The organism is Gemmata obscuriglobus, assembly GCF_008065095.1.
GTDB classification, from domain to species: Bacteria; Planctomycetota; Planctomycetia; order Gemmatales; family Gemmataceae; genus Gemmata; species Gemmata obscuriglobus.
The window spans coordinates 7687884-7714310 of the sequence record NZ_CP042911.1 but is presented as its reverse complement, the minus strand read 5'-3'; the positions used below and the strand labels follow the sequence as shown (position 1 = coordinate 7714310).

Below are 26427 nucleotides of genomic sequence, written 5' to 3'. Positions count from 1 at the left end.
CCATGCCTGTGCCACGAAGACAACAACCAAAGCAGACACGAATAATCGGACCGTGACCGGTGAGGGGGAAAAGCGCGTCCCCGGGAGGGAGCCCGGGGACGCGAGACGACTTACGGAGAGCAGATTGTGGTGGGCGAGCTTACTTCTTGCGCACCAGTTTCATGCAGCCGCAGTGGTCTTCGGCCGGCTTGCCGTTCACCCAGGCGACGCCGGAGAGCTCCACGTGGTCGGCGTCCACGAAGGTGAGCGTCGCTTCGTGCATGTGCATGTCCTTGGCCGGGTCCAGGTTGCTACCGCCGGCGAACTTGAACTTGATCTGGTTGGTCGGCGACTTCGGGTCGGCCTTCATCCGCGGCTGGTTGCCGAGCACGCAGTAGTGCGTCATCACCAGGTCGCCGCCGTCGAGGTGGTACACGGACACCATCTCCTGCGGTTGACCCGGGAACGTGGTTTCCTGCACCGCGCTGCCGCCGGCAGTCACCTTGATGACCGACACCACCTTGTCCGTCGGCTTGCCGTCCTTGTCGGCCTCGACCCAGGTGCCGGCCAGCGCCTTGAGCTTCTCCAGGCCGGGGTGAGTCGTTGCGGCCTTGGCCGGCGCGTCCGCGCCGCGGGCGCCGGTGCCGAGGGCGATTACCAGCAGACCGCAGGTCAACATCCGTTGCAACATACCGAACTCCGCTGAGGGGGAGGGGCGAACCGCGGCCCCGCGCCGGGCGGGACCGTTTTCCTGCATCACTCCAGTGGTCGATCGGGGGCGCCCCGAATCGACACCGGGTGTTTTTTCACATGCTGTTTCGCAGACTCGACAGGTCAACCACCGGGCGCACTTCAACCGTCCCGAAACGCAGGCCCGGGTGCCGGGCGGCGATGGCCGCGGCATCCGACGCGGATTCGGCCAGCACCAGGTAGTATCCGCCGAGCACCTCGCGCGCTTCGGTGAACGGGCCGTCGGTGACGGTGCGCCGGCCGTCGCGCACCCGCACGCACGTCGCCGTGTCCGACGGGTGGAGCGGCGACGCACTCAGGTACGCGCCCGCGGCACTCAGTTCCCGGCACAGCGCCGCCGCTTCACTCATCGCGGCGGTCATGGCTTCGGGACCGGCCGCGCGCCACGCGGCTTCGTCGTCGTGGCTGAGCAGCATGAACGGCGCGCGTCCCGTTCCGGTCGCCGCCGCGGCCGGTTGTGAGGGCGGGAGCCCGTCGAGCGCGAGCAACGGGCGTATTTCGACCGTGCTGCGGGCGATCCCGGGTAACCGGGACGCGACCGCAATCGCCTCATCCAGGTCGGGAAGATCGAGCACGAAGTAGCCGCCGAGTTGCTCGGTGGTTTCCGCGAACGGGCCGTCGGTGACGAGCACGTCGCCGCCGCGGACCCGCACCGTAACGGCCGTCGCGGCCGGTTGCAGCGGCGCGGCATCAAGATATCGTCCTTGGGCGGCGAGTTCGTCACACAGTACGAGTGACGCTTTGACGCAGGCCGTCCGCTCGGCGTCGGTCCAGGCGTCCTCGGCTCCGTACACGAGCAGCATGTACTTCATTCGCGTTCTCGGTGAGCGAAAGCGGCTCGTCCGCGTTCGTCGTTCGGTAGTCGAGTGGGCCGGGGCCGAATCGACAGTGACGCAGAAATTCCGTTCGGCCCGAGCCCCGGGGCTGTGCGAGCGGTCGTCAGAACCGTTCGAGCTGCGCCAGCCGGCTCATCAGGAACCGGCGCTCGGGTTCCTGACGCACGAGCGCCAGGGCGCGCTCGTAGGCGGCCCGCGCGGCGACTCGGTCGCCGAGCCGGCGGAGCAAGTCTGCGCGGGCGGCATGGGCCAGGTGGTATGTGCCGAGTGCGCCCTGTGCGAGGATGGCATCGATCAGCGCGAGCCCGGCCGCCGGGCCGTCACGCATCGCAACCGCAACGGCCCGGTTCAGTTCCACCACCGGCGACGGGTGGGCCGCACGGAGGGCGTCGTAGAGCCGCGTGATGTGGTTCCAGTCGGTCGCTTCGGGCGTCCGCGCGCGGGCGTGCGCCGCAGCGATCGCGGCCTGAAGCGTGTACGGCCCGGCGCGGCCGCTGTTCAGCGCCCGACCGACCAACTCCAACCCCTCGGCGATGAGGGCAGCGTTCCAGAGTGATCGGTCCTGATCGGCCAGAAGAACGACATCCCCCTCCGGCGTCGCCCGCGCAGGGCGGCGCGACTCCTGAAGGAGCATGAGCGCGAGCAGGCCGACGGCCTCGGGATCGGGGAGCAGTTCGGTGACGAGCCGGCCGAGCCGAACCGCCTCGCCGGACAGGTCCGGGCGGGTGAGCGCGGCGCCGGATGTGGCGGCGTACCCTTCGTTGAACACCAGATACACGACCGCCAACATGGCGCCGAGGCGGTCCGCGAGTTGGTCCGCTTCGGGGACCGTGATGGGGATGCCGGCGTCGCGGATCTTGGCCTTGCCGCGCACCAGCCGCTGCGCCATAGTCGCGGGCGCGGTCAGGAACGCGGCGGCGATCTCCTCGGTGGTCAGCCCGCACACCTCGCGCAGCGTGAGCGGCACTTGAACGCTCCGGTCGAGGGCCGGGTGACAGCAGGCGAACACGAGCCGCAACCGGTCGTCTTCGATGTCCTCGCTGGCTCGAACCGCGTTGGCGGCGGCGACTTCTGCCGCTCGCTGGGTCAACTCGGGGTGAAGGGCGGTGAGGTGCCCGCGCCGGCGCAGCGCGTCGATCACCTTGAACCGGCCGGTCGAAACGAGCCACGCCCGCGGGTTATCGGGCATTCCGTCCGCGCCCCACTTCTCGACGGCCGCCGCGAACGCTTCGTGCAGCGCCTCTTCGGCCAGATCGAAGTCCCGGACCAGTCGGACCAGCGAGGCGAACACGCGCCGGCCCTCGGCGCGGTAAATGGCGTCGATCCGCGTGCGGACGTCGGTCGGTGGGGTTGGTTGGTCCATCACGTCAGGGTTCGGCTGTTCGCTCGGGAGGACAGCGGGACGATACTGCGGCGGGGCGGGCCGCGGCAGGTCAGTAGGCCGCTTCTTTTCGGACGGCCCGGTGATTTGCACCGGCCGTCGCGTGTGCGATAATGCTAATACCTCTCGTCACCCCAGGGCTTCGCTCATGTGCTGCTTCTCCAAGTCGGTCGACGTGGTTGCGGACACCAACATCTTCGCCCGTGCTTCGAAAGACGGGCGCCAGTTCTTGGTGTACAGCATGCAGTTCGGGGCCGAGCACGACCTCGCGATGATTCTCCCCATCCCGACGCCCAAGGGGAGCGCCGAGGACGCGGTGAAGTTCATCAGCCTCAAGAAGTACGAAGCGTTTTTCGACGACCTGCGGAAGGGTTTTCCGATTCAGAAGGGGCGTGGGCCGAAAAAGGAGCCGATGCTCGGGGGCCTCGGCGCGGCCCTTCCCGTTGTGGAAGTGGGAGACTTCATCGCCTCGTTCGTTCCGGCGGTCAAGGACTTCGCCCGCCTTGATGAGAAGTTCCGGCTGCCCGAGGGCGTGTGGGTGAAACTGCCGCAGTACAAGGAGTTCGGGTTCGCCGTGTTCAAACTGAAGAAGCCCGAGAAGGACCTCAGTAAGGTTCACCCGATGGCGTTCGAGTTCCCGCGGGCCGACAAAAAGGTCCTGTTCTTCCCGACGGTCCACATCCACGACGGTACGGTGAGCGAGAAGGCCGACTTCGACCACTCGCTGTTCTGCCAAGTGGAGGGGAACGGGCTGATGGCGTGGGACGAGTCGGCGCAACTGGCCGAGTCGTTTGTGAAGGTCAAAGAGGCGCACGGCATCGTGGACGGTAACGCCCACGTGTACCGCAAGGTCATGAAGGGCGAGTTCGAGAACAAAGACATCCTGGTGTGATGCGGGGGACCGCCGTGGTCAGGAGCCGAGTTCCGTTTGCGGTTGCCGGAACGATTCCCGTGGGCGAACGGATCATCTGATTGAAGATCCGGTCGCGCCCGACACCGTTTCCAGAGACGGCGCCGGGCGCGGCGGACGGTCACTTCTTCTTCGATTGCGGAACCGGCGGGGTGGTGCGGTCCGGGTGCGGGCCCGACTTGTACTTCCCGCACACCACGGACGTTAGCCAGAGCAGTTCATCGTCCTCGTCTTGTTTGCCTCGGAGCGCCTCCATGAACAGCGGCGTTCCGAACGGGCCGGCCTTAATGTCTTTGATCGTGATCGCATCGTCCTCGACCCGCACTCGGAACGAGAACGGCAGGTCGGTTGCAACCGCACTGATGGGCGCCAACGCAAACCTTGACTTATCGGCCTCGGGGCCCGTCACGCCGAAGTCCACTCCCGTGATCACCCCGTACACGGTGCTCTCGCGGTTGACGCAGAAGTCTGCGTCCGCAGAGACCGTCAGCGCGTGCCCTTCACTGCTCCCATCGGCTTGAACGTGCAACCGGTCCTCCGTGAACGTGAGCGTGACGTGCCCGAAGGGCTTCAGCTCGCGTGTGTAGCTCCCGAGCGGCCGGCGCACCACCAGTTCCTTGGCCGGGGCGTTCGTCGCTGCGGCGTTCGACGGCTGCTCGTCCGTCTTCGCAGGGACGCCGCGGTCGGCCCGCTCCGTCTTGTCGGCCGCAAGCGGTTTCTTGGTGTCGCCCGCGTTCGCCTCGGCCGTGCCGACCGTCGAGCGGCCGAGCCCCAGACCGAGCAGCACGGCCGCCAGGAGTCCGATCCCGATGGCCGCTTTGAATTTGGTTCCGATCATCGCTCGCACCACTCCGTTCGTGAGAGGTAGAACCCGTTCCGACACCAGTCCGTTGTCCACCGGCTCGCCGGCGGCGAGTGCCGCCGCGGCCGGCGTGATTCGACCCGCGAGCCGTGCCGCGGCGTGCGGCGTGACGCGCCCCGTGAACACCGCGGCGAGCCCGCCCGCGAGGGTGACGCCCCGCTGGCTGAGCCGAGCGCCGAGCCGCTTCCGCGCCCACGCAAGGCGCGTCAGCAGTGTGCCTTTCGGCCACCCGAGCTGTCGGGCCGCTTCGGCGGTCGGTGTACCGGCCGCGTAGCACGTCAGCACCGCGATGCGGTACACCTCGGGCAGCTTGCCGATCTCGTCCAAAACCGCCGCCAGTGCCAGCCCGTCGGTCCCCGGTTCGTTGGCCGGGGTCGAATCGGGATCGACCCCGGCGTTCCGGCCACTGCGGCGCACGTTGTCGGTGCGGAGCCGGTTGGCGGTGCGCCACGCGACCCGGCACAGCCACGCGCCCAGTGCGGCGCGGTCGCGCACGGCCGCGGCCCGCCGGACGAGCACCAGGAACGTGGCCTGGGCCGCGTCGTCGGCGTCGTTCGGGTCGCTCAGCACCGAGCGGCACACCGCGAGCACCGCCGGTCCGTGCCGCGCGACCAGTTCAGCAAACGCGGCCTGATCGCGGGCGTCGAGAAACCGGCCGAGCAGTTCCGCGTCGGTGTTCTCGTTGAGACGCGGGTGCGCGTCCGCGAGCCGACGGACCGCGGCGTGAATGCTGTGCGGTTTCATGCCGCTCCTGGGCGTTCGTGAGGCAAGTGTCTGAGAAGCTGGAAGTGATTTTCCGATTTTGCGGACGGTAAGTAAACCGAAACCGGCCGTCCGGTTTGCGCGGGAGCTTTCGCTACATGTGTGGTTCGCAGATGTGCCACGCCTTTGCGATGTGTTCGGCGGCACCTGCTACCTGTTCCGACGCGGCCTGAAGGGCGGCGGCGAGTTTCCCGCGCCCGCGGGTGCTGTCCGCGAGCGAATCGGCTTCAAGCTTCGCCGCAAGCTCCTCCAGAAAGGTCGCCAGCGCGTCGTAGCGGAGGTCGCCGAGTTCGGTGGCCAGTTCCGCCAGCGTGCCGGGGTAACGCTCGACGTGGTTCGCGTGCGACATAACAGGCGCTCCGTAGGTCAATCAAGCTGTTGAAGGGCGGGGAACACGAGACGTGGGATCGTGCCGTCGAGTACTAGCGGCGACCAGTCTGGAAAGCGCGGCATGTCGAGGAAGAAGCTCACCGGCTGGCCGCTGGCGGCTTCCGCCGGTGCTTCAGAGGCGAACGCTCGACTGAGGAGCCCGTCCAGTCGAGTCAGCGTCTCGTCTTTCTCACCGGGTGCGACCGCGACAACGAACTCGGATCGCACACGGGGCGGAGCCGGAAATTCGCCGAGGACACGTGTCGGCGCGTACCACTGGATCAACCGCACCAGTTCGCGTGCGGAGAGTACCGGCCAGCGAGTAACGTCACGGAAGGCGGGAACCTGTGAGCCGAGCACACGGAGCGATTCGTCGCGGAAGAGCGCGGGGCCGTTGCTTTGAATGCATTCGGGCGGTCCGTACTCGAACACCGCCCCTTGCGCGCTGGTGCGGGAGGAGCTATCAAGTTCGTTTGCCATCTCGCGGAAGCACGGAACGAGTACGAGGGCGTCACCGAACCGGCGGGGAGACACCCAGCCGCCCGACACGCAACCGACCTGACCGCACTGGCCACACACTTGGACTTGCACAGGGTCGGCGGGTATGACGAGGTCGAGGGCGTTGATCAGGTGGTGCCCGTCAGCGTACAGAGCGGTTGAGGCGTGTGAGCCGAGCCCGGCCGACCGGAAATCCAGCTCGACCGGGCGAAACTCGAGCTGTCGGACCTCCCACATCACTCACGCCCCCTCGTTCTGCTCCAACTCGTCGAGCAGGTGCCCGAGCTTTTCTTTCTTCGTTTGCAAGTACCCGCGGTTGTGCTCGCCGGGCGGGAGCTGGATCGGCACGCGCTCCACGATCCGCAGCCCGTAGCCCTCCAGGCCGATCACCTTCCGCGGGTTGTTCGTCAACAGGCGGATGTCACGGACGCCCAGGTCGTGCAGGATCTGGGCGCCGATGCCGAAGTGCCGCAGGTCCGGGGCGAACCCGAGCCGCGTGTTCGCCTCCACGGTGTCCAGGCCCTCTTCCTGCTGGAGTTTGTAGGCCTTCAACTTGTTCAGCAGCCCGATCCCGCGGCCCTCCTGCCGCATGTACACGATCACCCCGCGCCCGGCCGCGGCGAGCTGCCGCATCGCGTACTGCAACTGCGGCCCGCAGTCACACTTGGTCGAGTGCAGCGCGTCGCCGGTCAGGCACTCGCTGTGCATCCGCACCAGCACGGGCTCCGTTTGCACGGAGATCTGGGGGGGCGCGCCGGGCTCCGCCTCGGTCTGCACCCCGATCCCGCCGAGCGTCAGGGCCAGGTGCGGCTCCTGGTCCACCATCGACGTGTACGCGAACAGGTCGAACACGCCGAACTCGGTGGGCAGCTTCAGCGCGATCGCCCGGCTGATGAGGCGCTCCTTGCGGCGGCGGTACTCGATCAGGTCGGCGATGGTACACATCTTGAGTTCGTGCTTGACGCAGAACTCGCGCAGGTCCGGGAGCCGGGCCATGCTCCCGTCCTCGTTCAGGATCTCGCAGATCACCGCCACCTCGCGCATGCCCGCGAGCCGGCACAGGTCCACGCTCCCCTCCGTGTGCCCGGCGCGGACCAGCACGCCGCCGGGCTTGGCGATAAGGCCGTCCACGTGCCCCTTGTCGCGCACGAGGTCCTGCGGCCCCGAGTTGGGGTCGGCGCACACCTGGACGGTGCGGCACCGGTCGAACGCGGAGATGCCGGTGGTGATGCCGTAGCGGGCGTCGAAGTTGTGCGTGAAGGGGGTGGCGGTGGGGTCGAGGTTCACCCCGGGAAGGAGTTCGAGCCCGACCCGCTCGGCCTGTGGGCGCGAGAAGGACACGCACAGCCGGCCGCAGGCGTGGCGGATCATGAAGTTGATGGCGGCGGGCGTCATCGCCTCGGCCGCCATCACCACGTCGCCCTCGTTCTCGCGGTGCTCGTCGTCCACGAGCACCACCATCCGGCCGGCGCGCAGCTCGTCGAGTGCGACATCAATGGTGCAGAAGCCTTCGGCCGAGCGCGGCATGGGAGCGGTCTCCGTGTGGGGAACTACCGCATATTGTACCCGGCCGGCCCGGTCGTCTGTCGCCGAATCAGTGACCGGGGCCGCCGGGACCACCGGACCGAGCGTCACCGGCGGCCGGGCCGAGCGTCACCGGCACGAGGTCCGACTCGACCCGCACCACCCGCCACCGGACCGACGCCCACCGCTCCAGGTCGGGCGGCGGGTTGAGGCTCGGCTGCTCGCCCGCGACCGCCGCCGCTTTGCGCTGCTTCAACTCCTCAAGGAGCGCCGGGTCCTTGGTGGCCACCACCAGCCGGCCGCGAGCGGTCTCCACCTTGTTGACGTTCGGCAGCGGCAGCTCGACCGGGAGGTAGACCTCGACGGCGGTGTCGGTCACCTTCAGCGTTGGGTCCTTGTCGGCGACGTTCCCACCGGGGTCCTTGAGCCGGCGCCCCGCCTCGAACAGGCCGAGCGCGTTCCAACCGCTGATGAACCGGTCCAGCTTGGTCGATTTCTCGCCCCCGGGGGCGGTGAAGAACCCGTCCGGGAGGCCGCCCGGGTTCGCGTTCGGGTACGCGGCGGCGGTCGGGATCGCGAACGCGATCTGGAGGAACGCGTCACGCGCCACCGTGAGCCACTTCGTGTCCCCGCCCTCTTCGACGAACGCCCGGTACAGGTACTGGCGCCCGGCCGGTCCGGCGCCGACGTGGTCCACGAACGCCTTCGCGAACGCCCCGCCGTTGGCCTCCAGCATCAACAGCATCCAGCCGTAGGTGGTGCGCTCGGCCTTGTCCTGTCGGATGAACCCGCCGCCCTGCGGCCGCACGATCATCCACTGCCGGCCCACGTCGGCGCCGGTCACCCCCTCCACGCCCTTGAGCCCGACCACCACCGGGAACTTCCCCTCCGGGCACGTGACCTCCCCGTTGGAGGTGCAGTCGATGGTGCCGGGCTTGTACGACCACTCGGCCACCTCGCCGGAGGTGAACCGGAACTGGTCGCCGTTGCGCTGGGCGAGCTTCACCAGGTCGGTGCCCTTGAACGCGAGCAGCTCTTCGCCGTACCGGCCGCGCAGGGCGATCTTGTCGTTCTTCGGGACGCCCTGTCGGGCGCCGGGCGGGATGGTCAGGTAGAACGCGTCCTCGGGGTCGCCCTTCTGCACCAGCCCGATCCACCGCTCGACCTCGGTCTTGGCCTCGCGGCGCACTGCGAAGCTGATCGCGAACAGGTAGGCGAAGTACGCCAGCCCGAGCACCAGCGACAGCCACCACGCCGCGTTGGCCAGCGCCTCGCCGGTCCGGGTGCCTTCCGAGTTGCGGATCAGGCGCCGGGCCGCGAAGCTGAGCACCACCCCGATCACCGGGAGCACCAGCAGCTCCTCGATCAGCAGCGGCTTCTTGTTGACGAACGCGCTGATCCCGAGCACCAGGAGGAGCACCGCGAACAGCCCCGCGACCGTGGCCGCAGCAACCGCGCTCCAGGCAATGGGAACGTAGGGTGTGGTGTCCGCGGTGGACGGGAGCGCCGGCGGCTGGGTCGGTTCGGCCATGACTGTGTGTGGACTCTGGACAGAATGGCGGTTGGAGCCGTTGTAGCGTCCAGAGGTACTACGGTACAGCCACCCCGCCGGTTCGATCGGCTGATGGCAGCAGCGGGGAATCAGGAATCAGGGTGGCACGAGAATTGTGCGGGCCGGCTCCTGATTCTTCATACCGACGGATTGGGGGTTCTGGTCTTCAGTGTGGCCCGCTCGCTCCGCGAGCGGTGCTTCGGGCATCAAATTAGCGACATTCGATGCACTCTGCACACGGTTGCAACCGCTCGCGGAGCGAGCGGACCACGGAACACCAGAACCGGCCTCACTTCCGATCACGGCGCGGTGCGCTGGACGTACCCGATGACGACCGCCTTCACGGCTTCGGGCAGGGCGTTGAACTCCTTTTCGTCGAGCTTGCCGTCGTCGTTGGTGTCGAACCGCTTGAAGCGCTCCTTGAACTGGTCGGGGATCACGATCCCGTCCTTCGGAAACTTGAAGTCGGCCGCGGCGCCGGGGCGCAGGTTGAGTAACCCGCCCGCCGGGGCGCCCGGGGCGACCACGAACTCGACGTACCCCAGGTGCATCTCGTCGGCGGTCTGCGGCCCCCACCGCACGGGCCTGGTGGCGTCCGGGTTGGCGGGGTTCTTGTCGCTGTTGTCGTACCACGCCGTGTACGTCAGCACGCTCCCTTTGGGCACCGGCACCGGCTCGGCGAACCGGTACTGCAACTGCCAGTTGAAGTCGTAGTGCGGCACGTCGAGCAGGGTGGTCGTCTTGCCGCCGGCCCTCAGCTCGTACCGGGCCGCCTTGCCGCGCAGGTGGGCGTGCGGGAACAGCGCCAGGACGTGGGCGTCGAACGGCACGTACGGGATGCTAGCGTTCACGCGGTGGTTCTCGGCCCCGGCCGGGATCGTGAACGCCGGGTTCGCGATGCCCGTCACCCGCACCTCGTACCGCGGGGCCGTGTTCGCGAACACCAGCCCGATGCGGGTGCGGTCGGTGGTGGCCGTGCCGTTCGGGGTGTAGTGCAGCTGGAACACCAGGTTCGCGCCCTTCGGGAGCTTCTTCGCGTACCCCTCCGGGTACACCAGCGCGGTGCTGCCGGGCACATAGGCCGCGAAGAACCCCTGCGCCTCGCCGCCGATCCGCTGGCCCTTCGGCAGCGCGAACACGAGGACGTGGTGGACGACCTCGCGCGCCCCCGGCTGCACCTCCAGGGCCTGCACCCACTTGTCCTCGTCGAACTCCGTTGGAACGCTCACCACCTGGTACGGCATCGTCCCTTCGGCCTTGATCGCGACCGGCTTGGGCAGTTGGAACACCGCGTCCGGTTTGCCGAGCCCCCACCCGCTCTCGTCCTTCCGCGGGAGCGGGGCGTCGGCCGGGTCTCCCTTCTTCAGGTCGCCCGCGAGCCACGCGAGCAGGTCGCGCTTGTCGCCCTCGGTCAGCGTGCGGTCGTTGGCGAACGGCGAGTGCTCGCCCTTTTTTGGCGGGGCCGCGAACCACGGCGGCATCGTCCCCTTGTCCACCACCTTGCGGATCATCCCCTTGTTCGCGACGACCGCGTCGTAGGTGTCGAGCACGAACGGGCCGACGCCGCCCTTGCGGTGGCACTCGGCGCAGTTCGCCTGCACGATGCGCTCGACCCGGGCGTGGTACGTGAGCGCCACCGCGGGCGCCTTGGCGCGGTCGGGGGCCAGCTCGCACCCCGGCGCGGTGGTGGCCTGAACGACGGGCCGCTTGTCGGCGAGGAGGTCGTTCAGCGCGGTGGCGAGGTAGTTCGCGCGGGGCGCGTCGAGGGCGTACCCGAGCCCGTACTGGTCGCTGACCGCGCCGCGGTACTGGACCGTTCGCGCCGCGTCGAGAACGAACACTTCGGTGGTGCTGGTCGCGCCGAGCGCGGCGGTCAGCGTCCCGTCGGTGTCGTGGGCGTAGCGCCCGGCGAAGGTCGTGGCGTCCGGCTTGTCGCCCCTCGTCGGGTTCACGAACAGGAAGCTCACGCCCTTCGGTGCGAACTCCTTTTCGAGCCGCTGAAGGACCGGCGTGTACTTCTTGCACAGGGGGCAAGTGGTGTTGGTGAACGCCACCACGAGCAGCTTGCTTTGCTTGAAGTCCGACAGCTTGCCCGCCTTGCCCGCGAGGTCGGTGAAGGGCACGTCCGGGATCAACCGGCTCACCCCGGCTTCGCCCGGGAGGCGGAGCTTCGGCGCCTCTTTCGGGTCGGCGTCCGCACCCTTTTGGGCACGCGGCGCGGGCAGGGCGTCATCGGCCGCGACCGTGCAGGCGGTGGCGAGCGTGAGGACCAAGGCGGTCAGTCGCATGGGTCGAGTTCCGTGTGACGCAAGGGCGCGGGCCGTGTGCCCGGCGACCGGTTCAGATCAACAACCCGCCCCTCGGTACGGAGTTACCCGGAATCTGAACTTCGGGTTTCGGACTTCACGTCGGCTCCGTACCCGACTCGTTCGCACGTCGGGCATTTCCCATCCAACGTCAGGTGTGCCGGTTGCTTTGGACACAAATATCACGATAGCAATGCTTTGTGTCGAATCACATTGAGCGTTTCCGGGCTGACGCCGTTGTCTCGGAGGCACGTTTTAACGCCTTAAACGTGCGACTCGTGTGGTAGCGACGCACCAGCGAACAGCCAGCCGGAAGGTAGCAGATGTCCAGTCGGCGTCCACCCGCGCGGCGCTGTAAGCCCCGTTACAGTCGTGTGAGTTCGGACCGCGAAAGGAGTCATACCGAATCCGGTCGTTTCAAGTTCGCGCGGCTTTGTACATGAACGCGCAATGTCTGTGCCACAGAAACAGGCACAACCGCCGGACCGTGAATCAGGATTTTGACGCGGAGTTCCCTTTTCCAATAGCAACACACAACGTCCCCGCTTACCAGCACAGTTGCCGCCGTCAAGCCTGCGGCCCTGCAGTATGTGGCGTCGAAATCGAAAGCTTGGTATCGCGCTCCGCGTGCGGCGCACGCCCGATGTTGGCGGGCGCGCCTTGCTTCGCGCGCGGGGTTCGTGCATCTTGAGGGGATGGCCGGCGAGTTGTCGTTCGAGAACCCCGACTTCCTGTGGCTGGCGCCGCTCGCGCTGTTCGTCGCGTGGTGGTGGGGCCGGCGGTCGCGCCCCGCGCTGCGGTTCAGCGACGTGAGCCGGTTCGGCGCGCGCCCCGGGCGGCGCGCCACCGCCGCGCGCCGGGGCGGCCCCGCGCTGCGCGGGCTGGCGTGCCTGCTGCTGGTCGTCGCGTGCGCCGGGCCGCGCCGGCCGGACCTGGTCACGCAGTTGCCCGCGAAAGGGATCGCGCTGGTGGTGGCGCTGGACGTGAGCGGCAGCATGGGGGCCGAGGACGTGGTCTGGACCCCCGGCGCCCCGTCGGTCTCGCGGCTTGAAGCGGCCCGGCGCGCCCTCAAACTGTTCCTCGCCGGCGGCGCGGCTCCGGACGGCACCGCGTTCGACCCGCGCCCCGGCGACGCGGTCGGGCTGGTCGCGTTCGCCGCGGTGCCCGAAACGGTGTGCCCCGCCACGCTCAACCACTCGGTGCTGTTCAAGGTGGCGGACGCGCTCCAGCCGAAGGGCGGCGCGGACGCCGGGACCAACATCGGCGACTCGCTCGCCGAAGCGGTCATCCGCCTCGACGCCGCCGACCAGAAGTCGCGGGTGCTGATCCTCCTGAGCGACGGCGAGCACAACATCCTCAAGGAGGACGTGCGCGACGCGCAGCGCCCGGGCATCGACCGCACGCTGAAGCCCCGGGAGGCGGCGCAGCTCGCCGCGAACCTCGGGGTCCGGGTGTACACCATCGACGCCGGCGGCGACCCGCCCCTCGGCGCCCCGCCCGACGCCGTCGCGCAGCGGTTCGCCGGCCGCAAGGCGCTCAAGGACGTGGCCGAGATGACCGGCGGCAAGTCGTTCCAGGCGACCAGCGGGGCCGAACTGCTGTCCGCGTACCGCGAGATCAGCCTGCTGGAGAAGACCGACGACCGGGCGCCGATCTACCGCCGGTACTTCGACTACTACGCGTGGTGCGCCGGGGCCGCGCTCGTCTTACTGCTGTCGGCGCACGCGCTCGACCGAACCGCCTGGCGCACCATGACGTGAGCGGCGGTTGAAACGCTCGCCACGAAGGCGCACGGGTCCTTCGTTCCCACTGTTTGTGGTCCCAAGCGGTTACCGCTTTATGCTCCTCTTCACGGCGTCTTCCGGCCTGGGCGGGCTGCTGACCGACGGGCGCGAGTTCCTCGCGGCCGTGCGGCTGGGGCGCCCCGCCGCGCTGTGGCTGCTGGCGCTGCTCCCGCTGCTCGCCCTGCTGAACCGCTACGCCGCCCGGCGGCGGCGGGCGGCCCTCGCGGGCGTCGGGCGCCCGGCGGCGCTCACCGGTCAGCTCACGCACCCGCGGCCGCGGCGGCGCTGGGCCGGGCTGACCTACCCGCTCGCGTGGCTGCTCCTGGTGGTCGGCCTCGCGGGGCCGCGGTGGGGCGAGAGCGACGAGCCCGGCGTCGCGGTCGGGCGCGACACGGTGATCGTGATCGACCTGAGCCGCTCGATGCTCGCCGAGGACATGGCCGACCCCGGGGCCAAGTCGCGCTGGGAGGCCGCGCGGTCCGGCGCGCTCGACCTGCTCGCCGCGATGGAGCGGCGCGGGGGGCACCGGGTCGGGGTCGTGCTGTTCGCGGCGCGGCCGAAGCTGGTGTGCCCGCTCACCACCGATTACAAGCACGCGCGGGCGGTTCTGCGGGCCGTGAACGGCAGGTTCCCGCCGCCCGAGTGCCGGCCCGGCCCCGAGGCCGACGCCACCTCCGGAACACGGTTCGGCGCGGCGCTGGTCGCGGCCGTCGCGGCGCACGACCCGCGGTTCGTCGGGGCGCAGGACATCGTCCTCATCTCCGACGGCGACGACCCCGAAGAGTCCGACCGCGAGTGGGTGCGCGGGGCGAACGCGGCCCGCACGGCCAACGTCCCGGTCCACACGGTCGGCGTGGGGAACCCGGGCCAGCCCACCGTGCCCGACCTCGGGCCGGACGCGGTCGAGCCGTTCAGCACCAAGCTCGAAGAGGGCGAGGACAAGCCGCTGAAGCTGATCGCGGGGGAGACGCAGGGGGAGTACGTGGCGGCCCGCACCGGCCCGCCGCGGCTCGGTGAGTTCTTCCTGAACTGCATCGAGGGGCACAAGCTGCGAACGGTGGTCGGCGACGACCAGGTGCCGCAGCCGAAGGAGCGGTACCCGTGGCTCCTGGCCCCGGCGCTGGCCCTGTTTTTTGTCGGCTGGCTCCGCGGGCGCTGACGCGGCGAAATGTGATGGCGGCGGATACAATGTCGAACGTGGCCCGCAACGAACGGGGAACGGCAATGCGTCTCACCCGTAGCCTCTTTTGTCTGTTGTCGGTCGTCGTTTGCCTGCTCGCCGCGGCGGCCCCGCCGCACGAGGACGCGCCCGACGACCTGATCCGACAAGCGAACGCGCTGTTCCGCGAGGGCGATAAGGCCGGCGCCGACCAGTTCTACGCCCGGGCGGAGGAGCGCACCGGCGACCCGGGGCTGGTCGCGTTCAACCGCGGGGTGGTGCTGTTCGACCGGCAGAAGTACCGCGACGCCGAACAGCTCTACGCGTGCGTCCTGGACGACGCCGCGTGCCCGCCGGACCGCGCCGCGCGGGCGTGGTACAACCGCGGCACCTGCCTGCTGCACCGGGGCGGCTCGTGGGAGGTGTTCCGGGCCGCGGTCGCGTGCTTCGAGCACACGCTCGACAGCCCCGCGACCGACGAGCGGCTCCGCGCCGACGCCCGCCACAACATCGAACTGGCGAAGCTGTTGTGCGCGAAGGAGCGGGCGAAAGAGGAGAACAAGAAGAAGTCGCCCAACACGGACGTGCCGCCGGAAGAGACGCACCAGCCGCGCCAGCGCCCGGACCAGCAGCCGGGCGGCGGCGACCCCGACCCCAACGGCGGCGAGCAGCCGACCGACTCGGGCGTGTCGAAAGGCCCCGGGGGGGCTCAGGCGCAGCAGCAACAGGGCACGACCATCAAGCCGACCGAAACCGACCAGACCACCGCCGGCAACAACGCGGCGCTCGAGGTGCTCAAGGACGACGCACAGGTGCAGCAGTTGAGCGAGAGGGACGCGCGGGCGACCCTCGCCGAGATCGAGAAGCGCAACCGCCGGGAGCAGCAGTCGCTGCTCCGCACCCTGTACGGCCCCGAGCGCACCGCCGTTCGGGACTGGTGAAGGCCGCGACGGGCGACGAGCGACGGGGGCACATGCTTTTTCTTGACCGTAACACGTTACGCGGCGCCCTGCTGCTGGCCGCGCTCGGACCGCTGCTCGCCGCTCACCGGCCGTTATGGGCTGGACAGCCGGCCTTTTTCGAGCCGAAAGAGCACTACTACAAGGCGAAGGGGAGCAGCATCAGCGTGCGGTGGGTGGTCGAGCCGCGGGAGGTGCTGGTGGGCCGCGACCTGACCGCCACGCTCGTCGTCACGGGCGCGACGAACCCCACCGAAATCGTGAAGCCCGACCTGCGGAAGCTCCCCGGGTTCGACGTGTTCAAGGTGACGGACGTGCCCGACCCGACCCGCTCCCCGACCGACAAGGAAGTCCGGTTCGTGTACAAGCTGGCCCCGCGCGGCACCGACGTGAAAGAGGTCCCGCCGCTCAAGTTCAGTTACTTCAACCCGGGCGCGCCGCCGGGCAAGCAGCAGTTCCCGTCCACCCGCACCGACCGCGACGAGGACACACCCGCCATAACGGTTCGTGAGGCGCCGAAGGTGGAGCGCCGGGTGGTGCCGCTCGAGGCGCCGGAGCGCCTGTTCCAGCTCGAAACCGGTGCGGACCCGCTCGGCCGCGGGCCGTTCGTGCCCGGCGTGTGGGCGTGGGGCGCGGCTGTTCTGGCGGGGCCGCTCGCGGCCGTCGGGTGGTTCCTCGTGTGGCGCCGGTTCAACCCGACCGCGGCGCGGCTCGCGCGGGCGCGGCGGTCCCGGGCCGCGCGCCGGGCCGTCGAGCAGATCCGAAAGGCGAACCGCGCCCCCGACCCGCCCGCGGCGATCGCGGGCGCGGTGCTGGGCTACCTGCGGGCGCGGTTCCTGCTACCGGAGAGCACGGTCACGCCGTCCGAAACTGTGTCCGCCCTGCGGCAACTCGACGTGCCCGCGGACGTGGCCGAACGGGTCGCCGAGGTGCTCCGCGCGTGCGACCGCGCGCGGTTCGCGCCGACCGGTGCGGAAACGGCCCTCGCGACCGAGGCCGAAGCGCTGCTCACGCGGCTGGAGGCGCTCGCGTGAAGCGGCTAGCCCCTGTCGCACTCTTGGCCGTTCTCCTGACGGTCGCCGCCGCGGGCGCGACCGCGCCCGAGGACACGCTCGCGGCGGCGGAGCGGGCGTTCGCGGAGGGCGTGGAGTCGCGGGCCGACGCCGAGACCGCCCGCCCCGCGTTCGCCCGGGCCGCGGCGGCCTACGACGACCTCTGGGCGCGGGGGCACCGCAACCCGGAACTGGCGCTGAACCGGAGCCGCGCGCACCGGCTCGCCGGGAGCCTGCCCCGGGCCGTCGCCGCCCTTCACGACGGGCTCGCGGTCGCCCGGTTCAGCCGGCCGCTCCAGGTGGAACTCGAAGACGCCCGCGCGGGCGTACTGTACCCGCTCGAAGGCGAGCTGGCGGCGCAGGGGAAGCCCGTGCCGGTCCGCACCGTGAGCACGCGGCTGTCGGCCCTCGACACGTGGCTGTTGAGCGGGCTGATGTGGCTGGTGGCGTGCGGCAGCGCGGCGCGGTTCGTCGCCACCCGTCGCGCGGCGTGGCTCGCGTGGGCGACGGTCGGGCTGTGCGGCCTGGGCGCGCTAGCGGCGCTGTGGGTGCAGGACGCGCGGGCACGCGGAGGGGCCGAGTCGCTCCCGCTCTTGGTGGTGGCGGAAGACGTTCACTTGCGAAAGGGGAACGCGGCCGAGTACCCGCCCCGCATCGAGCCGGCGCTGCCGCGGGGGGCGGAGGTGCGCGAGCTGTCGCGCCGCGGCGGGTGGGTGCAGGTGCAACTGCCCGGGGGCACGGCCGGCTGGCTCCCGGAACCCGCGGTCCTGCCGTGCGGGCGGTGAGGAGAGCATTTCAACTGACGGTTCAGATCACGTCGCGTCGGCGGCCCCCTTCCGGGGAGAGCCGGCGCGCCACCTCAACGCGGCCCGCTCGGGCCGACGCACGCCTGCGCGGTCGTGAGCCATCCCCCTGCTTTTGATGGCACACTCTCAGTGGCGAGGGCCGCGCCCGGAACCGCTCGGGCGCGAGAGCCCGAGTTCGGCGTGCTATGTTCCAGACGCTGGCCCCCAATTGCCCCCCCCGCCTGGAGCAACGGATGTTCAGAATGTTGGCTCTCGCCTCGGCCGTTTCGGTCCTTTTCGCGTGGGCGCCGGCCCGCGCGGACGACGCCGAGGACAAAGCGGCCGCGTTCGCCGAGAAGCTCGGCTGCAGTGTGACGCGCGACACGACCAAACCGGGTCGACCGGTCACAGCAGTGGGCATGGTCGGCAACAAGATGACGGACGCAGGCATGAAAGAGCTGGCAGCGCTCAGGAACCTGACCTCGCTCAAGCTGATCGGCCCGGTGGTAACGGACGCGGGGCTGAAAGCTCTGGCCCCGCTCAAAAAGCTCACCACCCTCCAACTGACCGCTGCCAAAGTGACGGACGCGGGCGTGAAGGAGCTGGCCTCGCTCGCGAGCCTCACCACACTCGACTTGGCGAGCACGAACGTAACGGACGCGGGTGTGAAGGAGTTGGCCCCGCTCACCCGCCTCACCGCACTCGATCTGAGCGGCACGAAAGTGACGGACGCCGGGCTCAAGGAGCTGGCGCCGCTCAAGAACCTTGTCACGCTCTCTCTGGGCAGCACGGCGGTAACGGGTGCGAGCTTGAAGGAGCTGGCCCCGCTCACGAACCTCAAGACGCTCCACCTGTACGACACGAAGATGACGGACGCCGGGCTGAAGGAGCTGGCCCCACTCACGAGCCTCACAACGCTCACGCTGGCCGCCACGAAGGTGACAGATGCGGGCCTGAAGGGGCTGACCCCGCTCAAGAACCTCAGCGACCTCAACCTGGGCGGAACGAAGGTGACGAGCGCGGGCCTCAAGGAACTGGCTGCGCTCAAGAACCTGACCGTGCTCGACCTGGACGTAACGGCCGTCACGGACGCGGGCCTCAAGGAGCTGACCCCGCTCACGAACCTCAAGGTGCTTCGGCTGGTCGGCGCGAAGGTGACGACCAAGGGCGTGAAGGAATTTAAGGACGCCGTCCTGAAGTGCATCGTCTTCAAGTGACGACGCGGGCACGGGCGCCGAAACCGTCGCAACCGGGGGGCGGGCGCGGCGCCACGCCGAGCGGCTCCATCGCCCGTGCGGGTCCAGTAGACAGGGCGGTACGAACGCCCCGCGTATCGCCCGCCAGAACGATCGCTCCGCGTTCGCTACTTCGCTACTTCGCTTCTTCGCTGAGGTGCTCGGCGAGTGCGGCCCGGAGCCGCGCTTCGAGCGCCGGCGGCAGCGGGCCGCACTTCGGCAGCGCCCGCACCACCCGCACCGTGCGCGAGTACGTGGACACGTACACCTCGCACTTCGGGCACCCCTTCACGTGGACGGTCACCGTCTCGTGGCGCTCGTGCGCCACCACCAGGACGCCGTCGGCGCCCACGTAGTCGGCCAGCAGCGCCTTCAACTCGTCACACGTCATCACGCGTTCTCCTCGAAGTGCGGAGCGAGCAGGTCGCGCATCCGCATTCGCGCGCGGTGCAGGCGGCTCTTCACGGCGGCCACGCTCAGGTCCAGCATGCTCGCGATGTCCGCGTTGGGCAGCCCCTCAACGTCGGCCAGCAGGTACACGTCGCGGAACGGCTCCGGCAGTTCGGCGATCGCCCGCTCGATGACCGCCGCCTGCTCGGCCGCGAGCACCGGTTCGTCGGGCGCGACGTTCCACCGCTTCACCTCGCCCTCCGGCGCGGCGGCCTCGAGCACGTCGTCGGCCACTTCGCTGCCCTCGTGCTTCTGCCGGTTCGCCCGCCGGGCGCGGTGGGCCAGGGCGGCGTTGACCGTCACCCGGTGCAGCCACGTGGCGATCTGCGACTCGCCCCGGAACGTGTCCAGTTTGCGCACCACCTGGAGCAGCACGTCCTGGGTCACGTCCTCGGCGTCGGCGTCGTTGCCGAGCATCCGGCGCGCGATGTTGTAGATCCGCGGCGCGTACTCGCGAAAAACGAGTTCGGGGGTCAGCTTCTCGGGCAGCGGTGCAACCATTCGGCGGCTCGGGGGCGAGGGTCCGGTCCCGTTCACTTTAACACAGCGAACGGGGTGTGTCCGTAGCAACCCGTGTGCCCGCGCGCCGCTCAGGCGCTCTGCGCCGCGGGCCGGGCGGCCGGCATTGCGCCGCGGGAGGCGTGCCGCTTTATCAGGGCCGCGGCACTCGCGACCGCCCACCAGCCCAGCGCGGCGGCCGCGCTACCGGCCATGGCGCCGGCGGCCCCGCACGCCTCCAGGTGTGCCGCCCCGGCCGCGGCGCAGAGCCCCACCGCGCCCACCGCCCCGCCGGCCGCGCCGACGATCCCGGCGGGCGTCAGCCCCCGCTCGAACAGCGGTTCCGCACCGCCCGCCCCCCGCTCGTTCATGGCACCCCCTCCACCAACCCGAGCGCCCGACACAGACGGATCGAGATGGCACCAAAGTGACATCTCTAGTTCTACACCCCTTTCTTCACGAAATCTACACGATGCGCAACATCACCCGAAATTCTGACAGCGCGCGGCGCGTTGGCCGACCGCTACGATAAGGGAACGCCGACGCACACCGCACCCGAGGGACTGATGCCATTCCGCGCCGCGCTCTTCGACTTCGACGGCACACTCGCCGACAGCTTCGCCGCGATCACGTCCAGCACCAACCACGTCCGGCGGAGCTACGGGCTGCCGCCGATGACCGAGGCGGAGGTGCGCGGGTACGTCGGGTTCGGCCTTGATAAACTCATGTCGGACCTCGTTCCGGGCGCCCCGGTGGGCGAGGCGGTGGCCCGGTACCGCGAGCACCACGCGGGCGTGATGGTCTCCGAAACCCGGCTCCTGCCGAACGTCGGGGACACGGTCCGGGCGCTCGCCGGGCGCGGGCTGAAACTCGCCGTGTGCAGCAACAAGCGGGTCGAGTTCACGCGCGAACTGGTTCGCGCGCTCGGCCTCGACGAGTATTTCGCCTACGTGCTCGGCCCGGACGACGTCGGGGACCGGGCGAAGCCCGACCCGGCCATGCTGTTAGAGGGGCTGAAGCGGCTCGAGGTTTCACCCGCGGAAGCGGTGTACGTCGGGGACATGGTTGTGGACGTGCGCACGGCCCGGGCCGCCGGGGTCGAAGTGTGGCTCGTTCCGACCGGGACGACGGACCCCGGGGAGGAACCGGACCGCCGGCTCACCTCGTTCGAAGAACTGCTCGCACTGCTCGCCGGGTGAAGCTCGCCGGTCCGTAAAAACGGCGCAGGGGCCGCGGGGGCTGACATCAGCTCCCGCGGCCCCTGCGCCGTTTTGCGCCGTTACGCCCAGTCGTTACCAGCGCCACGGGGACCCGTAGCCGCGGTAGCCGTAGCTCCCGTAGTACGGACGGCCGTAGTAGGAGTTGTACCCGTAGTTCGGGTAGACGGAGCCGCTGCCGAAACTGAAGCCCCCGCGCGGCCCGCCGACGCTCAGCCCGAACCCGCTGCTCGGGTAGCTGTAGCCGCGGTAATAGCTCGGGTACGCGTACCCGCCGCGGTATCCGCTGTAGTGGTTGTGGTGATGGCCGCCGTAATAGGCCGGGGGCCGGGCGTCGGCGGCGCCCGCGGACACCGCCAGCGCACCGGCGGCAACGAACGACAGTATGGCGAACTTCATTGCAGGTCTCCTCGGTGTGGTTTGAGGAGCCGGTCGCGGAGTTGGGCGGCAGCGCGTCGGGCGTCGGCTCCGGTTGTCGAACGCTCTCGGCCGCCGGACTTGCGCCCGGCGGCCGAGAAGAGATACCGATTCGACCGAATTTGCTTACGCGATGCCGAAGTGGTGCTGGAGCTTCTTGATCGCCTTGTACTTCTCGTCGCTGACCCGCTCGACGGTCGTCGCCAGCTCCGTGGCGATCTCCGGAACCGGCCAGCCGTCGGCGGTCAGCTCCAGGATGCGGCGCTGCCGCGGGCTGAGCTGCTCGGCCGCCTTGGCGACGGCGTCGCGGTCGTCGCGGGTGGTGTTGGTGACGGGCCGCCGGTCCGGCAGCTCGTGCGACAGCGCCGCGAACTTGCGGGCGCGCTGGGTGCGCTTCTTCACCGCGTCGATGGCGCGGAGGAACTCCCGGCGCTCGCTCGTCTCGCTGTCCACCAGCACGGCGCCCCACTTGTCCGCTTCGACCCGCTCCAAGAGGCGGACGAAAACGGCCTGGGTGCAGTCCTGCCAGCGGTCGGCGGGCAGGCGGGCGTTCCGCCAGCACGTCTGGCAGTACTTGCTGATGTCGGTGACGGCTTTCGCGCTCGGCTCCGCGCCGCGGGCCACGGAGGCGCCCGCCCGCGCGGGCGAGGTGGCCAGCGCGGTGCCGAGCACCATCGCCACCATCACGCCGCGCGACGGCTTCGAGGGCAGGTAACGGGTCATGCGGTCACGTCCCTAAGACCAAGTTGCGAACTTCGTCCATTATACTGACGCGGCGGGACGCCTTTCTCGCCCGAACCGTACAAAAAACGGGAAGTCAATTAAAGCCCGTTTCGGTAGGGTGGGACAAAGCTTCGCGGTCTCACCGGCCCTCCGCGGTTGGCCCCCGGTCGTGCGCCCGTGTGGTGACCGCAGTGCCCGCGCGGGCGCACGACCGGGGGCCAACCGCATTCCGCCACGCCGAACGGCGCAAAGCCTTGCCCCGCCATCTGATGCGAGCCCATCTATGCGTCGACTGCTGCCCCTGTTGGTTTTCATTCCGGCCGTTTCGCTCGCGCAGGACGCGAAACCGCCCGAGGTGCCGAAGGGCACCTCATTCAGCTTCGCGTTCGCGAAGAGCACGGTTTTCCCCGGCACCACCCGCAACGTAACCGTGTGGGTGCCGGCCCAGTACGACGGCAAAACGCCCGCGTGCGTGTACGTGAACCAGGACGGGCTGCCGGGGTACGTCGGCCCGACGTTCGAGAAGCTCATCGCGGCGAAGGAGATGCCGGTCACGATCGCGATCGGCGTGACCCCGGGCGAGGTCAGGGCGGGCGACCCGAAGGCGGCGCTCACCCGGTACAACCGGAGCTACGAGTACGACGGCCTGGGCGACGCCTACGCCCGGATGCTGCTCGACGAACTGCTCCCGGAGGTGGAAAAGCGGACCACGAAGGACGGGAAGCCGATCGTGCTCTCCAAGCGGGGCACCGACCGGGCGATCGGCGGCGCGTCGAGCGGCGCGATCTGCGCGTTCACGGCGGCGTGGGAGCGCCCGGACGAGTTCTCGCGGGTGTTCAGCACCATTGGCACCTACGTCGGGCTGCGCGGCGGCGATATCTACCCGACGCTGGTCCGCAAGTTCGAGCCGAAGCCGCTGCGGGTGTACCTCCAGGACGGCACCAAGGACCTGAACATCTACGGCGGCGACTGGTGGATGGCGAACCAGACGATGGAGCGGGCGCTGGTGTTCGCGGGCTACGAAGCGAAGCACTCGTGGAACGACGGCGGGCACAACGGCGGGCTGGCCGCGGGCGTGTTCCCCGAGGCGATGCAGTTCCTGTGGAAGGACTGGCCCGAACGGCCGAAGGCCGGCAAGGGCTCGCAGCCGCTGCAAGAGCTTCTGATCCCCGGCGAGGGCTGGAGGCTGGTGGGCGAGGGGTACAAGTTCACCGAGGGGCCGGCGACGAGCCCGACGGGAGAGGTGTTCTTTAACGACGTCGGCTCGTCGAAGACGTACAAGGTCGTGGACGGCAAGCCGGTGGAGTGGCTCGCGGACAGCAAGCGCGGCGACGGCCAGCGGTTCGGCCCGGACGGCCGGCTCTACGCGAACGCCGCGGGCGAGTCCAAGCTCCTGGCGTGGGACGGCGCGGGCAAGCCGAGCGTTTTCGCCGAGGGCTTCAAGGGCAACGACCTCGTGGTGCTGCACAACGGGGCGGTCTACGACACCGACCCGTTCGAGACGCCCAACAACAGCAAGGTGTACTACGTCTCGCCGAAGGGCGAAAAGAAGGTCGTCGATACGGGCCTGAAGTTCGCGAACGGGATCACCGTGTCGCCGGACCAGACGCTCCTGTACGTCGCGGACAGCCGCACGCGCTGGGTGTACAGCTACGTGATCCAGCCGGACGGCACGCTGGCGAACAAGCAGAAGTATTACCACCTCTACGTCCGCGACGCCGACGACGATTCGGGCGCGGACGGGCTGCGGTGCGACCGCGACGGGCGGTTGTGGGTCGCGACGCGGGCCGGGTTGCAGGTGTGCGATCAGGCGGGCCGGGTCAACTGCATCATCCCGACGCCGAACGGGAAGCTGTCGAACCTGACGTTCGGCGGCGCGAACATGGACGTGGTGTACGCGACCTGCGGGGACAAGGTGTACAGCCGCAAGGTGAAGGTGAAGGGCGCGAACGCGTTCGAGCCGCCGTTCAAGCCGGCGCCGCCGCGGCTGTAACCTCGATGCGAGCGGACGATGAACGCCCTCCGCTCGCCTTCCCGAGGGCGAGCCGAACGCGAACGGTTCGGCGCCTCTCGGAAAGAAACGCACCACATCTCCAACAGCCATTCCGAAACCGCGCCGGGTATCAGACGGGTGTGCCGGTCACGGCACCGCGGCCGGTGCCGTGCGCGCCCCCAATCTTCCCACTGTAAACGTCACGCTTGCCGTCGGTATGTTGAGGAGCGTCCGTTCGCATCGACGTTGAGAGTGCGCCGAGCGAATTCTTGACTCGGCTCAATTGCAACTCAATGGGAATCGGTGTACTCCGCCGCTGGAGAACCCTGGGAGAATTTTGACCCCAGATATGACCCGGCGGCCATTAAGTTGATGTCGCCGCGCGGAAGGATGATTCAGCTTTGACAGGAACCGGTATACCTCTCTCGCCATTACGATCACGCCCAAAATGATACGGATGATGTGGGCGCCGCCCCCGGAGTCCAACGTCTCCCCGTTTCAGCCTTCCGGGTTTCACCCGGCGTTTTTTTCGTTGTTTTGAGGTTTATCTACGTGATGCCTACAGTGCTTGTCGCTACTCGCCGGCGGGTGGGTTTTACCCTCATTGAGTTGCTGGTGGTGATCGCGATCATTGCGATCCTGATTGGGCTTTTGCTGCCCGCCGTTCAGAAGGTCCGCGAGGCGGCCTCGCGGATGAAGTGCCAGAACAACCTCAAGCAGATCGGGCTCGCGGCACACAACTACGAGAGCACGTTCGGCCGGCTGCCCCCGGGGGCCGTCGCCCCTGGCCCCGATAACGATGTGGGGATCAGCGCGCTCGCGAGCATTTTGTCGTACCTGGAGCAAGCGAACAGCTACGCGCTCATCACCAACGACGTGCTCACCGGTAAGACCCGTTGGTGGGCGGATTCCACGAACAACGTGGCCGCTCAACAAAAGGTGAAGGTGTACTACTGCCCCTCGGACTCGCTCGACTCTTACAACGGCGCGGTGATCATCCGCATCGGGTACGTCAACAACTCCGACGGCACCGTGGGCACCAACGGCGCGCTGTTCGGCGCCCCGAACACCTGCGGGATGACGAACTACATCGCCAGCGGCGGGCACTCGGGCAAAACGGGCAACGCGACTTATGACCCGTACTGCGGCCCGTACTACCAAGGCTCGACGACCAAGCTGACCGACATCTCGGACGGCACCTCCAACACGATCGGCTTCGGTGAAACCCTCGGCGGGAACGGGGGCATCAGCGGCGCCCGCGACTACAGCTACTCGTACATGAGCCCCGGATTCCTCGGCACCAAGCAGGACCTCATCCGGCCGTCGTGGACCACGTTCGGGAGCAAGCACACCGGGAACGTGCAGTTCGTCTTCTGCGACGGCTCCGTTCGCGGGATCAGGTCGATGGCGTCGGCGACGGACCCCGGCGTCGGCTCGGACCGCTGGTGGACGTTCCAGCGGTTGGGCGGCATGGCCGACGGCGGCGTCGTGAACTCGTCGCTGGTGGAGTGAGGTCATAACCACCCCGGCGGGCGCTTCATTAAGAAAGCGCCCGCCGGGGCGTTTTCGTGCGGCGTGTCTCGTGGCCGAACCGGCCCTCACATGACGCCCATTATCGCAACAGCTTCGCCCGCCCCGCCGCCTGACGATCGAGACTGTCGATCCCATCAGATCATGTGATCGGCTGCAGTCAGTCGCGGCTACACCGTGGAATCATGAGACGCAAAATGTCAATTCGCGTGCGCCATCTGTTAGGGGCCGCAACGATCGCTCTGATCGCACTAAGCGGGTGCGGCAAAGAGTCGCCGGCCACCCCCGCGACGCCTCAAGCCGCACCGACTCCCGCACCGGCCAAAGGCGGATCAACCGGTCCCGGCGGCAAACAGATTATGATCTTAAAGGAATAGCGATTGGTCGATCGCGTGAGGTGATGAACTGAGCAAATCGAAGACAGCTAACCCCTCCGCGCAATTATGTGTAGGGGGGAGACTTAACGCTCAATCCGTAATCATTCACAGGGATAGCCGGTTGTAGTGACCTGGGAGCGCATCGCGGGCAACTCGAAGGCCGGTGTGCCGGGAGTTGCGGCGGTTGGGCGGAGCCGAGTAACCGGGCGTCGCGCCACGCCGTGCGCTGGTGCAAGACCCGTTGTGGCACCCACTCGGAACGCGGTTCCCGGTTAGTAAGCGTGCGCTCACCGCCATCGCCTCGTGCCAACAGCAGACAGCAACGTCCTCACCTTACGGCGCCATTCAAGCGGCCCGCAACGGCACGCCCATGCACCCACTTCTCCCGGCGCCGATCGCCAATCCGTGCACGGATACGAGCAATCGCATTAACCGCGTAACAGCCAGTTAGGTCAGCCGTCGCCATGACGAGGGCAACCCGCGGTGCCTTCGGAGACCGTCGCCGATGTGTGGCGGCTC

General features: G+C 68.9%; 24 protein-coding genes and 1 pseudogene. 11 read left to right on the top strand and 14 right to left on the bottom strand.

Annotated features, from left to right (window positions below):
• Positions 1-139: 139 nt before the first annotated feature.
• From GobsT_RS31970 to GobsT_RS31960, 3 genes are all read right to left on the bottom strand, one after another.
• Positions 140-670: a hypothetical protein gene (locus tag GobsT_RS31970; RefSeq protein ID WP_010036903.1), complete on the bottom strand. Its 531-nt coding sequence runs from the start codon at positions 668-670 to the stop codon at positions 140-142.
• A gap of 115 nt (positions 671-785) precedes the next feature.
• Positions 786-1541: a YciI family protein gene (locus GobsT_RS31965; RefSeq protein WP_010036905.1), complete on the bottom strand. Its 756-nt coding sequence runs from the start codon at positions 1539-1541 to the stop codon at positions 786-788.
• 127 nt (positions 1542-1668) lie between these two features.
• Positions 1669-2928, bottom strand: coding sequence for an RNA polymerase sigma factor (locus GobsT_RS31960; protein WP_010036907.1), 1260 nt, complete (start codon positions 2926-2928; stop codon positions 1669-1671).
• 166 nt (positions 2929-3094) lie between these two features.
• On the opposite strand from GobsT_RS31960, the gene GobsT_RS31955 reads away from it, so the two are divergent.
• Positions 3095-3838, top strand: coding sequence for a hypothetical protein (locus GobsT_RS31955; RefSeq protein ID WP_010036909.1), 744 nt, complete (start codon positions 3095-3097; stop codon positions 3836-3838).
• Positions 3839-3977: 139 nt separating this feature from the next.
• Here GobsT_RS31955 and GobsT_RS31950 read toward each other — a convergent pair whose 3' ends face one another.
• The 6 genes from GobsT_RS31950 to GobsT_RS31925 all read right to left on the bottom strand — a co-directional run bounded on the left by GobsT_RS31950 (position 3978) and on the right by GobsT_RS31925 (position 11711).
• A complete protein-coding gene (locus GobsT_RS31950; protein ID WP_010036911.1) occupies positions 3978-5462 on the bottom strand; it encodes an RNA polymerase sigma factor in 1485 nt (494 codons plus the stop codon).
• 112 nt (positions 5463-5574) lie between these two features.
• Positions 5575-5829, bottom strand: a complete 255-nt coding sequence (locus tag GobsT_RS31945; RefSeq protein ID WP_010036913.1) for a hypothetical protein — start codon at positions 5827-5829, stop codon at positions 5575-5577.
• 17 nt (positions 5830-5846) lie between these two features.
• Entirely contained in the window at positions 5847-6281 is a 435-nt protein-coding gene (locus GobsT_RS31940; protein ID WP_148087946.1) for a hypothetical protein, read from the bottom strand.
• A gap of 306 nt (positions 6282-6587) precedes the next feature.
• Positions 6588-7874, bottom strand: coding sequence for a GTP cyclohydrolase II (gene ribA / locus GobsT_RS31935; protein WP_010036920.1), 1287 nt, complete (start codon positions 7872-7874; stop codon positions 6588-6590).
• 67 nt (positions 7875-7941) lie between these two features.
• Positions 7942-9402: a hypothetical protein gene (locus tag GobsT_RS31930; protein ID WP_010036922.1), complete on the bottom strand. Its 1461-nt coding sequence runs from the start codon at positions 9400-9402 to the stop codon at positions 7942-7944.
• Between the two features lie 320 nt (positions 9403-9722).
• Positions 9723-11711 (bottom strand): redoxin family protein, encoded by a 1989-nt coding sequence (locus GobsT_RS31925; RefSeq protein ID WP_010036924.1) that lies wholly within the window; start codon positions 11709-11711, stop codon positions 9723-9725.
• A 713-nt stretch (positions 11712-12424) separates the two neighbouring features.
• On the opposite strand from GobsT_RS31925, the gene GobsT_RS31920 reads away from it, so the two are divergent.
• From GobsT_RS31920 to GobsT_RS31895, 6 genes are all read left to right on the top strand, one after another.
• Positions 12425-13489 (top strand): vWA domain-containing protein, encoded by a 1065-nt coding sequence (locus GobsT_RS31920; RefSeq protein WP_010036927.1) that lies wholly within the window; start codon positions 12425-12427, stop codon positions 13487-13489.
• 79 nt (positions 13490-13568) lie between these two features.
• Positions 13569-14672, top strand: a complete 1104-nt coding sequence (locus tag GobsT_RS31915; RefSeq protein WP_010036928.1) for a VWA domain-containing protein — start codon at positions 13569-13571, stop codon at positions 14670-14672.
• A gap of 65 nt (positions 14673-14737) precedes the next feature.
• A complete protein-coding gene (locus GobsT_RS31910) occupies positions 14738-15613 on the top strand; it encodes a hypothetical protein (protein ID WP_010036929.1) in 876 nt (291 codons plus the stop codon).
• A 32-nt stretch (positions 15614-15645) separates the two neighbouring features.
• Entirely contained in the window at positions 15646-16665 is a 1020-nt protein-coding gene (locus tag GobsT_RS31905) for a BatD family protein (protein WP_010036930.1), read from the top strand.
• On the top strand, positions 16662-17468 hold the full coding sequence (locus tag GobsT_RS31900) for an SH3 domain-containing protein (RefSeq protein ID WP_010036932.1): 807 nt from the start codon (positions 16662-16664) through the stop codon (positions 17466-17468). The genes GobsT_RS31905 and GobsT_RS31900 overlap by 4 nt, the downstream gene beginning before the upstream one ends.
• A gap of 263 nt (positions 17469-17731) precedes the next feature.
• On the top strand, positions 17732-18685 hold the full coding sequence (locus GobsT_RS31895) for a leucine-rich repeat domain-containing protein (RefSeq protein WP_232068437.1): 954 nt from the start codon (positions 17732-17734) through the stop codon (positions 18683-18685).
• Positions 18686-18839: 154 nt separating this feature from the next.
• Here the strand turns inward: GobsT_RS31895 and GobsT_RS31890 are convergent, their stop codons facing one another.
• From GobsT_RS31890 to GobsT_RS31880, 3 genes are all read right to left on the bottom strand, one after another.
• Complete coding sequence (locus GobsT_RS31890) at positions 18840-19094, bottom strand: anti-sigma factor family protein (protein WP_010036934.1); 255 nt, start codon at positions 19092-19094, stop codon at positions 18840-18842.
• Entirely contained in the window at positions 19094-19654 is a 561-nt protein-coding gene (locus GobsT_RS31885; protein WP_010036936.1) for an RNA polymerase sigma factor, read from the bottom strand. The genes GobsT_RS31890 and GobsT_RS31885 overlap by 1 nt, the downstream gene beginning before the upstream one ends.
• 89 nt (positions 19655-19743) lie before the next feature.
• Complete coding sequence (locus GobsT_RS31880) at positions 19744-20022, bottom strand: hypothetical protein (protein WP_109570734.1); 279 nt, start codon at positions 20020-20022, stop codon at positions 19744-19746.
• A gap of 195 nt (positions 20023-20217) precedes the next feature.
• Between GobsT_RS31880 and GobsT_RS31875 the strand changes: the two genes are divergently transcribed.
• On the top strand, positions 20218-20850 hold the full coding sequence (locus GobsT_RS31875) for an HAD family hydrolase (protein WP_109570735.1): 633 nt from the start codon (positions 20218-20220) through the stop codon (positions 20848-20850).
• Positions 20851-20943: 93 nt separating this feature from the next.
• Here GobsT_RS31875 and GobsT_RS31870 read toward each other — a convergent pair whose 3' ends face one another.
• Positions 20944-21267 carry a hypothetical protein gene (locus GobsT_RS31870; RefSeq protein ID WP_010053474.1) on the bottom strand — a complete coding sequence of 108 codons (324 nt, stop codon included), beginning with the start codon at positions 21265-21267 and terminating at the stop codon, positions 20944-20946.
• 144 nt (positions 21268-21411) lie between these two features.
• Positions 21412-22008 (bottom strand): sigma-70 family RNA polymerase sigma factor, encoded by a 597-nt coding sequence (locus tag GobsT_RS31865; RefSeq protein WP_010053471.1) that lies wholly within the window; start codon positions 22006-22008, stop codon positions 21412-21414.
• Positions 22009-22291: 283 nt separating this feature from the next.
• On the opposite strand from GobsT_RS31865, the gene GobsT_RS31860 reads away from it, so the two are divergent.
• From GobsT_RS31860 to GobsT_RS40120, 3 genes and pseudogenes are all read left to right on the top strand, one after another.
• A complete protein-coding gene (locus tag GobsT_RS31860; protein ID WP_010049492.1) occupies positions 22292-24001 on the top strand; it encodes an SMP-30/gluconolactonase/LRE family protein in 1710 nt (569 codons plus the stop codon).
• A 555-nt stretch (positions 24002-24556) separates the two neighbouring features.
• On the top strand, positions 24557-25513 hold the full coding sequence (locus GobsT_RS31855; RefSeq protein ID WP_081471967.1) for a DUF1559 domain-containing protein: 957 nt from the start codon (positions 24557-24559) through the stop codon (positions 25511-25513).
• A 586-nt stretch (positions 25514-26099) separates the two neighbouring features.
• Positions 26100-26359: pseudogene (locus GobsT_RS40120) on the top strand (hypothetical protein); the annotation flags it as partial.
• Positions 26360-26427 lie beyond the last annotated feature (68 nt).